We start from the raw sequence: 15,290 nt of genomic DNA on the forward strand, positions 1-15,290 counted from the left end.
TCCACCTTTTCGATGCGCCCGGGCTGGTTGACCCCCGCCTGCCACCAGTCGATCGCGGACAACGGCACCCCGTATTGGTGCATCAAGACACCCCGGGCATAGATGCCCGCCGTCTGCGCCCATTCGGGCACCCCGACCCGCTTCCCGGCCAACTGCGTGGGATCGGTCAGCTCGGATTCACGGCGGACGTAGAACGCCGAATGCCTGAAGGCGCGGTTGGGGAAAACGGGGATGGCGACCATCGAGCGATCGTCCTGGGACAGTAGCGAGACATACTTGCCCAAGGACATCTCGGAGACGTCCCACTCGCGAAACTTGGTGAACCGGTAATGCATTTCCTCGATGGGCAGGCTGAGATGATTGAGCTCGATGCCCTCCACAGATACCGCGCCGCTGCACACGTCCCGCGTATGATCATACTCGCTGATGGCGAGGGTGAGCTGGAGCCTGCTCATCGGTTCTCCTCCACGGGGCCTCGAATGGTTCCTTGCTATGGAACGGATGCGTCGCTTCCGAGAACGGCTTTGAGCCGTACGGCCAACCCGTCGGCCGCGCCGTCCCTCGAGGTGCCGACTCGGGTGGCGGCGACACCAAGGTACCGATGGATGACGTCGGGGGTGCCCAGCAGGTCCTTCCCGGTCCCCGACAACACGACCCGTCCGGTCTCCAGCACGTAGCCGCGATCGGCGATGGCGAGGCTGAGCCGCGCGTTCTGCTCGACGAGCAGGAGGCCGACGCCGGCCTGGCGCAGGCGGCGGAGCACGTCGAAGATTTCCGCGACCAGCACGGGGGCGAGACCGAGGGAAGGCTCGTCCAGCAGCAAGAGCCGCGGCGCCGCCATCAGCCCTCGCGCAATCGCCAGCATCTGCTGCTGACCACCGGAGAGCAGGGAGGCCTCCTCCGCCAGCCGGTCCGACAAGGACGGAAAGATCCGGCAGACCTCATCGATTCTTGATGTGACCTCATCCGGCCCGAGCTGCCGCAGGTGGCAGTACGCCCCGAGCCGCAGGTTGTCGGCAACGCTCAGGCGTCCGAAGATCTGGCGTCCTTCGGGCACGTGGGCGACCCCCAGCCGGACGATCCGGGCGGGCGGGACGCCGGCGATGGACCCCCCGTCCAGCCGAATCGTTCCCGAGGTTCGGCGGACCAGCCCCGAGATGCACTTGAGCAGGGTCGATTTGCCCGCCCCGTTGGCGCCCACGAGAGCGACGAGCTCCCCCGGGGCCACATCCAGATCCACACCTCTCAGGACTTCGACGTCGCCGTAGCCGGCGTGGAGTCCCCGCACCTCCAACATCAGATGGTCTGCCATCAGACCGTCTCCGCGACACGACCCAGGTACGCGTCGATGACGCGCGGGTTGGCCTGCACGACGGTGGGCGAGCCCGTGGCGATCACCCTACCGAGATCGAGCACGATGACCTCGTCGGCGATCCCCATGACGAGCGACATGTTATGCTCCACGACCATGAGCGTCACTCCGGCGGCCCGGACGGCAAGAAGCAACCGCGCGAGTTCGGCCGTCTCGACGTCGTTGAGGCCCGCGGCCGGCTCGTCCAGCAACAACAGCCGTGGCGACGCCATGAGGGCCCGGACCACATCGAGCAGTTTCTGCGCCCCAAGGGGCAGGCTCACCGCCGGATCGTCCCGGCGGCCGGCGAGACCCACGATCTCGAGCAACGCCTCGGCCTTCCTCCTGATCGCACGCTCCTCTTGCCGAACGTTGCGAAGCCACAACGCCTGCTGCCACGGCCTGGCCCGCACGCGCAAATGCGCGCCGACCAGGACATTGTCCAGGACGGTCATCCCCGGAAAGACGCGGGCCGTCTGAAACGTCCGCACCAGCCCGAGGCCCGCGATCGCGTCCGGGGGAAAACCGGCCAGATCGACGCCGAAGCATGACGCCGATCCCGCGTCCGGCCGGTATAGATTCGTCAGCAGGTTGAAGAGGGTCGTCTTCCCCGCACCATTCGGGCCGATGGCGGCCGTGAGCGATCCCTCCGCGATGGAGAAGCTGACGTCCGCGATGGCCAACACTCCCCCAAACGACTTGGACAGCCCGCTCGCCTCGAGCGCGACGGCGTTCACCATGCTAGATCCTGCCGGCGGTCTCGACCGCCGGCCCTCGGGGGATGACACGCCCCAGCCGCTGGAGTGCGCTGAGCGCGCCTCCGAAGATGCCCCCCGGCAGATAGAGCAGGATGAGGACGAGGAGAACGCCCTCCGCCAGGGTCTTGTAGATGGAAAGGGGTTGAAACGCCGCCGGCAGCAGCGTCAGGAGGGCCACTCCGACAAGAGGGCCGATCAGGGTGCCTTCGCCCCCGAGCACGAGCATGGTGATCATCTCCAGAGAGCGAGAGGTGCTCACCATCTCCGGCGAGAGAAAATGGAAATAGAAGGCATAGAGGCTGCCGGCCAGCGAGGCGAGCGCGGCGCTCAGAAGAAAGACGGACACCTTATAGCGGGGCACCTGGATGCCCAGCGCCCGGGCCGCCGTTTGATCGGCGCGGGTCGCCCGCAGAGCCCGGCCGTAGCCCGACCGGGCGAGATTCGCGAGCACAATCACCAGCGCTCCCGCCACCCCCCAGACGAGGTAATAATTGGAGATCGGGCTTGCAAACGTATAGCCGCCCACGGAGAAACTGGGTATCCCCACGAGGCCCGACGGGCCGCCCGTCACGCTCGAGAGCCCCACGGCGACCGAATCCACCAGGAGCCCGAAGGCGAGGGTGGCCAAGGCGAGGTACAGGCCGCGCAGGCGGGCGGTCACCAAAGACAGCACCAGGGCCACGGTCAGCGACAACGCGATCCCCGCGCCCGTGGCGGCCAGAGGCGCGAGTCCATAACGGGTGGCGAGAATGGCGGCGGTGTAGCCGCCCACCGCCATGAACCCGGCGTGGCCGAGGCTGACCAGACCGGCATATCCCATGAGCAGATCGAGGCCGAGCACGCCGATGAAGAGGATGCCGGTAATCACCACCGACCCCGTCAGGCCCGTGCGGCCCAGGAGGAGGGGGAGCACACCCACGGTGATGGCCCCGAGAAGAGCGAGCGCCCACGCCGCCGGCCCCTTGATGCGGACGGCAGAGCCCGTGGAGTGCGCGATGAACTCGCGCACGTCCTCACGTCGAGCCGCGCTGCTTCCCAGGATGCCTCCGGGCCGCCAGATCAGGACGGCGAGCAACAACACAAGCGTCAGCGTATTGCTGAACAGCGAGGAGACGTAGCCGGCCGTCAGTTGCTGCACCAGCCCGAGCCCTAACCCACCCACGATGGCGCCGAAAAACGACCCCATGCCTCCCAGGGCGAAGGCGATGAATCCGGAGTTGGTAAAGAACCTTCCCGTGTCGAACTCGATGGAGGTGATCGGCCCCAGGACTTCGCCGCCGATGGCGCCGATCGCCGCTCCGACGGCGAAGGAAAACAAGGTCATGCGGGACACATGCACCCCCATCAGGCTCGCCGCCAGGGGGTTCTCAGCGCAGGCGCGCAGGGCTTTCCCAAAGATGGTCCGCGTCAGGATATACCAGAGGACCACGACGATCGCGGCCGTCACGCCGATGATCCAGAACCCTTGCGTGGGGATGCGCACACCCGCGACGGCCACGGGACGCTCCCCCGAAAACGTGGGGATCGAGTACGGTTGACTCCCCCAGATGATGAGGCTCGCGCCCTCGAAGAGCGTGAGGAGCCCGACCATCAGGATGAGCATTCCGCTGATCGGCAACCGATGCAGCGCAGGGCGGATGACGAGACGTTCCATCGCGGCCCCCACCGCGGCCGCAATCGCCGTCGACCCCACGATCGCGTAGGCGAGGGGCCAGTGGAAGCGCGTCTCGAGAGAATACAGCGTAAGGGCGCCCAACACGACGAACGCGCCCTGGGCCAGGTTCGGGACGCCCATGACGCTGTAGACGAGGGTGAACCCGACGGCGACCAGCGCGAAGACGCTGCCGGCGAGAAACCCGCCTACCGCGATCTCGACAGCCTCGCGCATCCGCGCAACCCGGTCGGCGTGCGCGCCGAGAGGTGGGCTCCCCCTACTTCGCGGGCGCGCCGCCCGGACCGCTCACGGGATCCCAGGCTTGCTTGGCGGGATTCCACCGCGTCACGATCGCATCCCTGAGATTCAGTCCTCTCTGCGGGCTCGTCTTGAAATCATAGATGCCGTTAATGCCGGCGATCCCCCTGAGGTGCACGAGGTAGTCGCGGATCTGCGTCGCGGTCGCCGCAGGGCCCAGGTGCCGCAGCGCCTCGATGACGAGCACGGCCGGGTCCCACGCGATGGACGCTCCGAGGTCGGGCTTGAGGTTGGCGGCGTGAAACGCATCGAAAAAGACCTTCTGGGCCTGCTTCACGCGACCGGGCTGGAGCGTCTCGTACGCGGGCCACGTGCTTGTGGGGATGTACAGCTCCTGGGGCAGGAACGCCGCGTACTGCTGCATCTGCGCGTATGTCTGGTTGCCGTTCGTGGTGAAGACGGGAATGTTGAGCCCGCCCTGGGCGATTCCCTTGAACACCGTCCCGATCGGCGCCCCCGTGCTCCACGCGATCAGGGTCTGCGGCTGCGCAGCCGCGATCCGCGCAATTTGGGCGGCTACGCTGACATCCTGCGTGTTGAAGTGCTCCCGGGCCACCACCTGCACGCCTTGATTCTGCGGCAGCGCCACCGCGGCATTGATCCCTTCCTCCGCGTCCTGACCCGTGGCGTCCGTGGACGTCAGGATGGCGAGGCGCGTCCATCCCTTCCCCCGCAAGAATGTGATGCTGGCCTGGGCCAAGTCTCGCGTGGAAACGCTGGAGGTAAAGACGTAGCCCCCCTCGTCGGGGTGGATGCCGGGCGAGAAGCAGTACATCACCGGACCGTCCTTCATCAGGGGGGCCATCGCCCTGCAGATGGCCACGAGCGTGGACCCCAGGATCACCGGGACTCGCTTGGCCATCACCTGATTGGCGAGCTGGACGGCCAACTGGGGACTCGTTTGATCGTCCTGGATCACGAAGCGGATCGGGCGTCCCTGGATCCCGCCCTGGTCGTTCGCGAAGCGCTCCAGGATCTGCAGCGCTTGGCTCTCGGGCCCCCCCAGGAAGGCTGCGCCACCCGTGAGGGGGAGAATGGCGTTGATCTCGAACGGCGCGCCGGACAGGGGCGCGCCGTGGGCGGCCAGGACACCGACGAGCACCACGGCCAGCGCAAGCGCCGCCGCGTTCGACCATCTCCGCGATGACCCTGCCATACGCTCATCCATTCCCACGCGCATCACCTCGCTCGATCAGGATTCCCGAATGTGCGGTGCTCCTCCTCTCCTTGCGCGTGCCTGGCGTCCCCCAGAAGGGTTTCCTAGTGAGCCGCCGTAGAGGCTTGGCATGGACGCGCGCCACCGAGCCGACCACGTGGGCAGTTTCCTGCGGCCGCCCGAACTCCTCGAGGCGAGGCGGGGCGCCGCGGCGGATCCCGAGCGCCTCCGGGCGATCGAGGACCGTCACATCCAGCGCATCCTCGCCAAGCAGCAGGAGCTGGGGTTTGACGTCTTCACGGACGGGGAGCTGCGCCGGCGCCACTTCATGAGCGACTTCACGGATGCGGTGGAAGGCTTCGACCAGGGGGACGCGGTGGCCATGCCCTGGCAGGCCGGGACCGCCGCGGACGCGCCGGTCGGCAGCGTGTCCGGCATTGTCACCGAAAGGCTGCGGCAGGTCCGGCGCCTGACCGCGCATGAAGTTCCGTTTCTCCGGGCACACTGCCCGGGGACGATCAAGATGACCCTCCCGAGCGCCACCCAGTTCCCCGCGATCGCGTACAAACGAGGAGTGACCGACAAGTTCTATCCGGACCACTCCGCCCTCCTCAGGGGCATCGTCAGGATCATCAAGGCCGAGGTGGAGGCGCTCGTCGCAGACGGTGTGCACTATGTCCAGATCGACGCCCCCCGCTACAGCTATTACGTCGACCCGAAATGGCGCGACCACATCCAGGCCGAGACGGGGTTGGAGCCGGATGCTGCGCTGGAGGAGGCGATCCGGGCGGACAACGCCTGCTTGGAGAGCGTCCGCGGCGCGAAGGCGACACTGGCGATGCACCTCTGCCGCGGCAACAGGCGCGGCCACTGGTTCGCTGAGGGCGGCTACGATCCGATCGCCGAGAAGCTGTTCGGCACGCTCCAGGTCGACCGCTTCCTGCTGGAGTACGACGACGAGCGCTCGGGCACGTTCGAGCCGCTCCGGTTCGTTCCCCGGGGCAAGACCGTGGTCCTCGGGTTGGTCAGCAGCAAGCGGCCCCAGCTCGAGTCCAAGCGCGAGCTGCTCCGCCGGATCGAGGAGGCGTCGCGGTACGTGCCGCTGGAGAACCTGGCGCTCAGCCCTCAGTGCGGGTTCGGCACCACGATGGAGGGGAGCCCTCTGTCCGAAGGCGACCAGTGGGCCAAGCTTCGTCTCGTCGCCGAGACCGCGCGGGAGATGTGGCGATAGGGAGGGGCCTCAGATCTTCCACTGGGACGTGGTGCTCGAAGCGAACAGCGCGGCCGGGGTCAGCCGGCGTGCGGACAGGCCCTGCTCGAAGTGGTAGCGCAGAAACACCTCCAAGGTCTGGGCGTTCTCATCAAGTCCATACGACCAAAAGTCCCTGCCCATGAGCGCCTTCGCCTGCTCGGCGTTCCAGGTCAGGGACGGCAGGCTGACGCTGAGCGCGTTTGGATCGCTCAACGCCGCCACCGCGATGTCCTTCGCGGCCGAGAAGGCTTTGTAGATGCTGGCCGGGAGCCAAGGGTGACGGGCCGCCAGTGCCGTCTTGATGCCGACGATGTGCATGATCGGGAAGATTCCGGTACGGCGGTAATACTCTTCCTCGTCCACGCCAAAATTGGTGAAGAGGCGACCGACCTGCGGAACGCCGCGGGTGAAACATGACGGCGCGCGCGGCGCAATGAGCGCGTCGAGCTCGCCCGCTTCCAGCATTCCCGACAACGTCTTGCCTTCCGGGGCCGCTTCCAGGGAAACGCCGTCGGGCACGGTGAAGTGCACCTTCTCGACGCGGCCCGGCATCTCCATTCCCCCGGATACCCAACGGAGGTCTCGCGGCGCCACCCCATGGTCGTCCTGCAGCAGTCCGCGGACCCAGACCGCAGCCGTCTGCTGGTACTCGGGAATCCCGACCCGGCGGCCGCGTAGATCCTCGGGCCGGTTAATGTCGCGGTCCGTCCGCACGTAGACCGCCGAATGCCGGAACGTGCGTGAAATGAACACCGGAATGGCGACGTATGGACAATCGCCCTTCGACCGGCGGATGGTATAGCTGCTCAAAGACAACTCGGAGACGTCGAACTCCTCGTGCACGAACGCTCTGAAGAAGATCTCCTCGGGAGGCTGCGGCAGGAATGTCGGATCGCATCCTTCGATGAGCACCCGGCCGTCAAAGAGCGGCCGCGTTCGGTCGTAGTCTCCACAGGCGACCACCAGAGGAAGGGACGCTCCCATCAGGGCGAAGGCTCCTGGCCGGTGTGCGTTGCCGGCCTTATTCGCGCCGGGCAACCGGTCCTCCCCCGACCGGATGCCCCGCGGTCCCCGGGGCGATGAACAGAAAGAACACAGATCCGAGAACGGCGAACGCTTGCCTCATGCAACCTCCGCGATGCGTTCGGGCGCTTGTGGGAGCGTGACGTGAGGGACGATCCCAACCCATGGAAGAGGCGGCCATTCACAAGGTTTTCACAACATCTTTACAAGTCCTTCGGAATCTATTCACGGGCCGTCCCTACCATAGAACGCAGTATGGGTACGCTGGATTTGGCATTGGACAGATCAAGGAGGGCTCTGATGAAACACATGGTGTCCTGGGCAGTACTTCTGATAGTGGCGATTTCGGGTTCCGCTGCGTTGGGGGCGACGCCCCCGACCATGTCCACGATGGGCACGATCGCCGCGATTACGGGAAGTGTGATTACGGTCACGACACCGTCGGGAGGCCAGGTGCAGGTCCGGACCTCCACAGACACGCGGATAATCGGGCGCCGGGCGGCGAAGCCTGACGATATCGCGGCGGGCGACCGGGTCCGCATCATGGCGACGAAGGCCGCCGATGGGTCTCTCACCGCTTCGGCCGTGGTCATCGCCCCGGCGCAGGTCCAGGGACTTGCGCCGCGTTACGGCCAGCGGCAGCAAGGGAACCCACCACCGGGGGACGCGTCGCGAACCTTCGCCGCGGGGACGGTCATGACATCCGTCAACGGACCTCACGGTAGGACGGTAACGGTCAAGCAGCAAGATAACACCACCGTATCAGCAGTCGTCCCATCCGATGCCCGTGTGCGCCGTCTTGTCTCGGTGGCCCTCACCGATCTCAAACCTGGGATGCGCGTCCGCGCCGTCGGGTCGAGCAATCCTGACGGGAGCCTCACGGCGGCGGGGCTGATGGTGATACCACAGTAGGTTGAGAACAGCGGGTCGCGCCGGAGGAGCCGCCTGCGGGCCGCGCGGACGGCTCCTTCAGATGATTCCCTCGCGCCGCCCCTTCCCGATGTAGTGGTCCCAGGTCTTCAATAGGATTTTGCGCTCCCAGAGGCTTGCGCGGATGCGGCGCGCCTCCTCCTCGGTGAAGACGCGGGGCGTCCCCAGAAGTGACGCCCACAACAGCTTTTTGGCATTCTCCTCCAGCCAGATCGAGGTCGTGAAGCACGTCTCGACATCTTCGCCCACGACCACCGCTCCGTGGCCCCGCAACAACACGGCGCGGCCGGATCCCAGTGTTCGGGCCACGGCATCGGCCTGCTCGTCCGTGCGGATCAGGTCGGCATCGTCATACACGGGGACGCCCTGGGTCGGGAACGGAGCGCCGAGCTGGAAGACGGGCACCAGGGGTTGCCCGGCGATGGTGAAGACGGTGGCAAATTGAGGATGCAGGTGCGCGACGCAGTGGACGTCTGGGCGTGCTGCGTAGAGACGGGTGTGGATGGGGACTTCGGCAGGGGGATCGGCTTCGCCGGCGAGGGGACGCCCGCGGAGGTCCACCGCCACAATATTCTCGGCGCGGACGGCGCTCCGACTTGTCTGACGGTCGTTGATGAGCACGTGATCCGTCCCCTCCAGCCGGGCACTCATGTGCCCGTTGAAATCCATCAGGCCTTCGGCCGTCAACAGCCGGATGGCGGACGCGAGGGTGGATTTCACGGCATGAGGGTCGCGCATCTCACGTTTCCTCTCTTGTGAGCTTCCCCGCGGGCCTTTGAATGTCGGGCACGAAGAGGAGGGCCGCGTTTGCGACCAGCACCGTCCCGGCGATCACATAGAAGATCGACAACAGTCCGTAACGGTCCGCAAGGTATCCCCCGACGATCGGCATCGCAGTGGGCAGCAGGGCCTGGGTGGTGAACAATATTCCAACGGCGGTGCCCTCGTATTCGCGCGGGACGACGCCGATCGCCCACCGGAAGATCGCCGGACGCATCGAGTAGACAAAGAATCCGAGCAGCGCGAGCGCGGCGACAAACACCGCGCCCAGGTGGAGCGCGGCAAAGCCCAGCACGACGACGCTCGTGGTGAACATCCCCGCCGTGGCGACGCGCTTCGGTCCCAGGCGATCCGAAAGGGTGCCCGCAATCGGGGTCGCGACCATCCCGGATGCCTGGACGACCGCCAGGTAGAGACCCATCAGCGCCGCCGGCACGTGGAGCTCGTTCAAAAGGTACAGCGGGAGAAACGTGCTCAAGCCAAGCTGCGTCATCGCGCGGACGCCCGACACCATCGCCAGGACCATCAAACGCCCGTTGCTGAGGAGCACACGCAGTCCCTTCGCGTAGTCAGTCAACGTGCGGGTGGGCGGAGGGGGCACGCTGCGCTGCCGGTTGACGTGGAGCATCATCCGCATGATGACCAGCGTCAAGAGCAGACCCACGGCGACGATGATGAGGAGGGTGCGGCGCCAGTTGAGCGCGGCCAGAAGAAACCCGGCCGCCAGCGGCGTCAGGGTGTCCCCGAGGTTCGCCCCCAGTTCGTGGAGCGCGAGGCCGTATCCACGACGGGTGGGGTACATTTCCGAGAGCGCGGTGATCGCCGCCGGATGCCAGAGGAAGTTGCCGATACCTACCACACCCATGGATACGAGCATGACCGTATAGCTCGAGGTCAAACCGATGAAGAGGTACGGCACGGCGGCCCAGGCCAGTGCCAGGCTCATAAAGAGGCTGCGCTTCCCCAGAGTATCCACGACCATGCCCGCCGGTAGATTTACGACCGTGCTCATGAACTGGCGGAGGGAGATGATGAGCCCGACCTGGCTGTAGGTGAGCCCCAGGTCTTTGGCCAGGAACGGAAGCAAGAGATAGAACGCCGCGGAGTAGGAGTGCGTCATCGCGTGGCCCGCGCCGATGGCCCACATCCCGGTGTTGGTCCGATCGGGCTTGGGGACGTACCGCCACACGCCCTCGAGCACGGCGTTCATAGAGGCCGGGGTCGCGGATGCCGGGGAGTCAGGATCTCGCTGCAACCTCTCGGTTGGTCTCAACCCAAGGGCGATCCGAAGAGAACGCAAGTGCCCCGAGGTAGTCCCGCCGGAATTTACCTGCCAGGAGATTGGCGGAGGGGGGCCGTGTCTCCTGCGGCCCGCGCACAGGGGGCTCCGGACCCACAAGGGACGACCACCGGCCGGTAAGAACAGATGTGTTCGTGGAGACTTGAGGGGAGGGGCCCCATGATGGAGCGCGAAATCGATCAGGCCAAGTCAGAGGCGTTCGCCGGCCAAATGGTTAGCATGTTGAACCACGCCGCGGTGGCTCTGATGACAAGTGTCGGCCACCAACTCGGCCTATTCGATACTATGGCCACCCTTCCGCCGGCGACGAGTACGCAGATCGCCGCTGCGGCAGGGTTGAATGCGCGCTATGTGCGCGAGTGGCTCGGCGCCATGGTGACAGGCCGGATCATCGACCACAGCCCCGATGACGAGACGTACTCATTGCCCCCGGAGCATGCGGCGTGGCTCACGCGCAGAGCGGGGACCAATAATATGGCGATGCAAACGCAGTACATTCCGATGCTCGCGCAGGTTGAAGCGCGCATCATCGAGTGTTTTCGCAACGGCGGGGGCGTGCCGTACTCCGCCTATCCCCATTTTCAGCGGCTGATGGGGGAGGAGAGCCGGGCAGTCCACGATGCGTCGTTGATCGACGCGATCCTCCCTCTCGTCCCGGGATTAGTGCCGCGCCTACAGGCGGGCATTGACGTGGCCGATATCGGCTGTGGCAGCGGCCACGCGATCAATCTGATGGCGCGCGCTTTCTCACAGAGCCGATTTGTCGGTTTCGACATGTCGGAGGAGGGAATTGCCGCGGGACGAGCAGAGGCCCAGCAGATGGGACTGTCCAACGCGTATTTTGAAATCCGCGACGTGACACAGTTGGATGCTTCCAGCCGATACACCCTCATCACTGCGTTCGATGCCATCCATGACCAGGCGCAACCCGCGAGGGTGTTGCGGGGTATCGGCGACGCGCTCCGGCCGGATGGGACATTCTTGATGGTGGACATCGCTGCATCGAGCCGGCTCAGCGAGAACCTTGACCTCATGTTGGGGGCGTTTATGTACACAGTCTCATGCATGCACTGCATGACCGTCTCGCTGGACCGGGGAGGAGCCGGACTCGGCGCGATGTGGGGGGAGCAAAAGGCGCGCCAGATGCTGGCGGAAGCCGGGTTCACTCGCGTTGATGTGAAACGGATCGAGGGCGATCTCTTCAACAACTACTACATCGCCACAGAACTGGGCCGGTGAGACACGTCATGCGGCATTCTCGGAGAAGTTTGAGGGAAGTCAGGATGTCTGCCGGGGATTCGATGCGGGCATACCTGGAAGTCAGGGGAAATCTCTTCGCAAGGAGGGACGCGCGATGTGGTTTGCACTGCTGCTGCTCGGCGGACTACTTCTCTGGGCCACCGGCCACTTGATCTTGCGGTAGGGTCTCCTCGTATCCGTTAACCCTACGGCCGGATGGGGCCGAGAGTCTTCACCGCGTTCTCCACATACGACTGGTCGAGGAACCGGGCGGGCGCGACGAACTCGGTGATCTGGTGTTCGTTCAATAACCATCGCTCATAGTCGAGAAGGCCCCGCCACGTGACCGCGCCATCGGGGTTGAACCCGGGCCAGACCATCTTGTCGTACACCGCGCGCTCCTTGATGGGCGTGTGCGCCGCGAGGATCGTGATCACGTCGTCCCGGATCTGTGGGCTGTGGAGCGCGGCGTTGTAGTAGCGGAGCGCTTTGACGTACGCGATCATCCACCGGCGCGCGTCCTCTGAGTGCGCACGCGCCCACGACGTATTGTAGTAGATCAACGCGACCTGAAAGTCCGGGAGGAGCTGATCGAGGGTCATGACGATCTTGCCGACGCCGCGTGACTCCGTCGCGGTGCCGAACGGCTCAACCATCACCGCAGCATCGATCCTGCCGTTCGCCATGGCCGCCGGTTGGTCCTGAAAGCCGATGTCCTCGATCGTGACGTCGCGCGGGGTGAGGCCGCCCTTCTTGAGGATGAGGTAGTCCTCGAAGTTCACGACGGACGCCGTCGGGGCAGCGATGACGCGTCCCCTGAGATCGCTCAACCCTTTGAACTGACCGGAATCGATAAGCGCCTTGCGGACGACGAGAACGTTGAAGCCAAACCCCTTTCGGAGCGATCCCTTGTCGGCGACGACGCTGATGGGGAGTCCCCGCGACACGGCGTTGAACAGCGTGGGGCTGGGAGCCCCGCTGGCCACGTCCAACCGGCCCGCGCCTAGGAGAGCCATCTGATCGGCGCCGACCCCGAACCGCTCCGGAGACACGGTGAGGCCCTGCTCGGCAAAGTATCCTTTGTCCAACGCGATGAAGATCCCGGCATCGCCCGACGTGCCGAGATATCCAACATGGATCGGGGGCGCCGCACCGAGGGCCGCAGGGCAGGCGAGCAAGGCGATGGCCAGACAGGAGAACATGCCGGCGCGCAGGCGTTCGATCGTCATCGAGGTTCACCACCCGGCGGGTAACGCGGTTACCGCCCTGAGTTCGCTCCCTTCGATGGACATCCTCCGAAAGTTCGCGGAAGAAAAGGACACACGCCCGCCCGGCTTGAAAGCCCGATACCGGGGTTGCGGTGTCTAGAGCCGAGAGCGGGAGGGCATAGAGTGTTTAGGGACAGAAGGAGTCGCTCGACACGAAGCCCCGAACCCAGCGCGATGGAGGGAGAGCCGATGGCCGTGGAAACCCGAATCGACGAATCACCCGTGCCGCGGACCCAGCACGATCTTGCGGAGGAGACGCTGCTGGGAGAAGTCACCATCGTCCCCGTTCCGCGGGTGATCGAGATGTACAGCGTGAGCGAGCGGGAACTCGATCAGATCAGCGTGGCGTCAACCTCGTTCGCGGTGCATCTGGTGTTCTTCGGGATCACGTTCGGCGCCTCGATCGCGTTCCTGATCTCGCTGCTGACCGCGGAGTTGAGCAATCGGATGTTTGCGCTCGTCTGGGGGCTGTTTGTGTTGACCCTCGCCACCATCTACTTCGGTGTGCAGGCAAACCGCAGCTACCACGACGCGAGCCGAGGCGTCCGCACGATCAAGCGCGAAAGCCAGAGAGCCCCGTCGAGCTAGAACCCTTCGCAGCCGCCACCTTTCCACTCGGATCGCTTTGGGAGAACACATCCTCCTATCCTGGAGCGGCGGCAAGGACAGCTGCATGACCCTGGCCGAGGTCCTGCGCGAGGGGACTCGGTCGGTCGCCGCGCTGCTGACCACGGTCACGGAAGGATATGACAGGGTGAGCATGCACGGCGTCCGCCGCGCCCTGCTCGAGCAGCAGGCCGACGCGCTGGGACTTCCCCTGCACGTAGTCTCCATCCCGCAGGCCGCCACCAACCAGGCGTACGAGTCGCGGATGGAGGCGGCATTTGGGCGGTTTCGCATCGAAGGCGTGACCGTGATCGCCTTCGGCGACCTCTTCCTGGCCGACATCCGCCGCTACCGGGAGCAGTGGCTGGCCCGGACGGGGATGACGCCGATTTTCCCGATCTGGCATCGCGACACCCGGGATCTGGCCTGCGGCTTCATTGATCACGGGTTCACCGCCGTTCTCACCTGCGTCGACACCCGGGTGCTGGACGGATCGTTCGCCGGCCGGGCTTTCGATCACGCATTGCTGGCAGATCTCCCCCAGACCGTCGACCCCTGCGGCGAGAACGGGGAGTTTCACACCTTTGTCTCAGGCGGGCCGATCTTCCGTAGGGACGTTCGCATCACACCCGGGGAAATCGTACAGCGAGACGCCTGGCGCTTCTGCGATCTCTTGCCTGCCTAAGAAACCTTATTTCTTTGGAACCCGGTCACAGGACCGCCAGTCAGATGAACACCGATGTGAGTTGATCGGCGCGTCGAGCACGGGGCACGCTCGACCGTCACGCGAGCAGGTCCAGCCGATAGCCCTTGACAAGCATGCCCGCGGCCGGGGCGAAGTCGAGATCGGGAGCGCGCACGAAGCCCATCCGCTCGTACATGCGCACGGCGGCCCGCATCATGTCCATCGTGTGGAGCCCGAGGCTCGTGGCCCCGGCGCGGCGTGCGCGCCGCGCGCATTCGTCCATGAGCGCAGCCCCGACTCCCTCCCCGCGCGCCCCCGGCACCACGGCCAACAGGCGCACCTCCGGGTAGTCGACGCCGGCGGTGGTGCCGCTATAGGCGTTCGCCGAGGCCGGGAACAGCAGGACGCTCCCGATGATCGCGCCGTGCCGCTCGGCGACAATTCGCTCGGCCGGCACTTCCGCGTCGAGCGTTGCCAGCAGGTTCCGGCGATACCCCACCCAAGCCGGACCGGGCATGATCGCGGCGTACTCCTCATAAGCGGCAAGTGTAGCGTCCCGAACCGCGTTGCGCTCGTCGTCGCGCGCGTCCCGGATGTGAAGAGTATCCCTCTGTCCCATCGTGTCGCCCCCTTGTACCACGAACCCACGTCCTCAGAGATCGATCGACTGGGCTTCACCGGATACGGGCCGCCGTCCCGCTGGGAGAAACGGCATCACGAGCAGCGCGGCGAGGAAGAGCAGCGCGATCACCTGGAAGGCATGCTCAAACGAGAGCACGGCGGCCTGACCGGTAATCAGACGGTCGAGCGCGGCAAGCGCCTGCTGCTGGCCGGTGGTGGCGTCGCTCCCGCCCCGCACGGTCATCAGCGCCGTCATCTGACCCAGGGCCGCCGTCCACGCCGGGTTATCCGGCCTGGCGTGCTCCACCAGGCGCGCGTGAAACAGGTCGGTGCCGCGCTCGAGCATCGT

Annotated in this window: 16 protein-coding genes; 5 read left to right on the forward strand and 11 right to left on the reverse strand. The window is 65.7% G+C overall.

Annotated features, from left to right (window positions below):
* From VFP86_12480 to VFP86_12500, 5 genes are all read right to left on the reverse strand, one after another.
* On the reverse strand, positions 1 to 455 hold a 455-nt coding region (locus VFP86_12480), incomplete at its 3' end, for a 4,5-dihydroxyphthalate decarboxylase (protein HET9000455.1).
* 35 nt (positions 456 to 490) lie between these two features.
* The gene (locus VFP86_12485) at positions 491 to 1,312 is read right to left on the reverse strand and encodes an ABC transporter ATP-binding protein (GenBank protein ID HET9000456.1); all 822 of its coding nucleotides are present in this window, start codon (positions 1,310 to 1,312) and stop codon (positions 491 to 493) included.
* Positions 1,312 to 2,091: an ABC transporter ATP-binding protein gene (locus tag VFP86_12490; GenBank protein ID HET9000457.1), complete on the reverse strand. Its 780-nt coding sequence runs from the start codon at positions 2,089 to 2,091 to the stop codon at positions 1,312 to 1,314. The genes VFP86_12485 and VFP86_12490 overlap by 1 nt, the downstream gene beginning before the upstream one ends.
* Position 2,092: 1 nt before the next feature.
* Positions 2,093 to 3,997 (reverse strand): ABC transporter permease, encoded by a 1,905-nt coding sequence (locus VFP86_12495; GenBank protein HET9000458.1) that lies wholly within the window; start codon positions 3,995 to 3,997, stop codon positions 2,093 to 2,095.
* 43 nt (positions 3,998 to 4,040) lie between these two features.
* Positions 4,041 to 5,237 (reverse strand): ABC transporter substrate-binding protein, encoded by a 1,197-nt coding sequence (locus VFP86_12500; GenBank protein ID HET9000459.1) that lies wholly within the window; start codon positions 5,235 to 5,237, stop codon positions 4,041 to 4,043.
* Positions 5,238 to 5,367: 130 nt separating this feature from the next.
* Between VFP86_12500 and VFP86_12505 the strand changes: the two genes are divergently transcribed.
* Positions 5,368 to 6,468 (forward strand): cobalamin-independent methionine synthase II family protein, encoded by a 1,101-nt coding sequence (locus tag VFP86_12505; protein ID HET9000460.1) that lies wholly within the window; start codon positions 5,368 to 5,370, stop codon positions 6,466 to 6,468.
* 9 nt (positions 6,469 to 6,477) lie between these two features.
* Here the strand turns inward: VFP86_12505 and VFP86_12510 are convergent, their stop codons facing one another.
* Positions 6,478 to 7,473, reverse strand: a complete 996-nt coding sequence (locus tag VFP86_12510) for an ABC transporter substrate-binding protein (protein HET9000461.1) — start codon at positions 7,471 to 7,473, stop codon at positions 6,478 to 6,480.
* A gap of 339 nt (positions 7,474 to 7,812) precedes the next feature.
* On the opposite strand from VFP86_12510, the gene VFP86_12515 reads away from it, so the two are divergent.
* Positions 7,813 to 8,424 (forward strand): DUF5666 domain-containing protein, encoded by a 612-nt coding sequence (locus VFP86_12515; GenBank protein HET9000462.1) that lies wholly within the window; start codon positions 7,813 to 7,815, stop codon positions 8,422 to 8,424.
* Positions 8,425 to 8,481: 57 nt separating this feature from the next.
* Here the strand turns inward: VFP86_12515 and VFP86_12520 are convergent, their stop codons facing one another.
* Together VFP86_12520 and VFP86_12525 are read right to left on the reverse strand one after the other, a co-directional pair.
* Positions 8,482 to 9,180, reverse strand: a complete 699-nt coding sequence (locus tag VFP86_12520) for a class II aldolase/adducin family protein (GenBank protein HET9000463.1) — start codon at positions 9,178 to 9,180, stop codon at positions 8,482 to 8,484.
* 1 nt (position 9,181) lies between these two features.
* The gene (locus tag VFP86_12525) at positions 9,182 to 10,432 is read right to left on the reverse strand and encodes an MFS transporter (protein HET9000464.1); all 1,251 of its coding nucleotides are present in this window, start codon (positions 10,430 to 10,432) and stop codon (positions 9,182 to 9,184) included.
* A gap of 249 nt (positions 10,433 to 10,681) precedes the next feature.
* On the opposite strand from VFP86_12525, the gene VFP86_12530 reads away from it, so the two are divergent.
* Positions 10,682 to 11,761, forward strand: a complete 1,080-nt coding sequence (locus tag VFP86_12530; protein HET9000465.1) for a methyltransferase domain-containing protein — start codon at positions 10,682 to 10,684, stop codon at positions 11,759 to 11,761.
* Between the two features lie 206 nt (positions 11,762 to 11,967).
* On the opposite strand, the gene VFP86_12535 is transcribed toward VFP86_12530, so the two are convergent.
* Positions 11,968 to 12,990 carry an ABC transporter substrate-binding protein gene (locus VFP86_12535; protein HET9000466.1) on the reverse strand — a complete coding sequence of 341 codons (1,023 nt, stop codon included), beginning with the start codon at positions 12,988 to 12,990 and terminating at the stop codon, positions 11,968 to 11,970.
* Positions 12,991 to 13,218: 228 nt separating this feature from the next.
* Between VFP86_12535 and VFP86_12540 the strand changes: the two genes are divergently transcribed.
* A complete protein-coding gene (locus tag VFP86_12540) occupies positions 13,219 to 13,617 on the forward strand; it encodes a hypothetical protein (protein ID HET9000467.1) in 399 nt (132 codons plus the stop codon).
* A 37-nt stretch (positions 13,618 to 13,654) separates the two neighbouring features.
* Complete coding sequence (locus VFP86_12545; GenBank protein ID HET9000468.1) at positions 13,655 to 14,320, forward strand: diphthine--ammonia ligase; 666 nt, start codon at positions 13,655 to 13,657, stop codon at positions 14,318 to 14,320.
* Between the two features lie 97 nt (positions 14,321 to 14,417).
* Here the strand turns inward: VFP86_12545 and VFP86_12550 are convergent, their stop codons facing one another.
* Both VFP86_12550 and VFP86_12555 read right to left on the reverse strand, forming a co-directional pair.
* The gene (locus tag VFP86_12550; GenBank protein ID HET9000469.1) at positions 14,418 to 14,939 is read right to left on the reverse strand and encodes a GNAT family N-acetyltransferase; all 522 of its coding nucleotides are present in this window, start codon (positions 14,937 to 14,939) and stop codon (positions 14,418 to 14,420) included.
* 33 nt (positions 14,940 to 14,972) lie between these two features.
* On the reverse strand, positions 14,973 to 15,290 hold a 318-nt coding region (locus VFP86_12555), incomplete at its 5' end, for a hypothetical protein (protein ID HET9000470.1).

This window comes from bacterium, from assembly GCA_035703895.1.
Lineage (GTDB): Bacteria > Sysuimicrobiota > Sysuimicrobiia > Sysuimicrobiales > Segetimicrobiaceae > Segetimicrobium.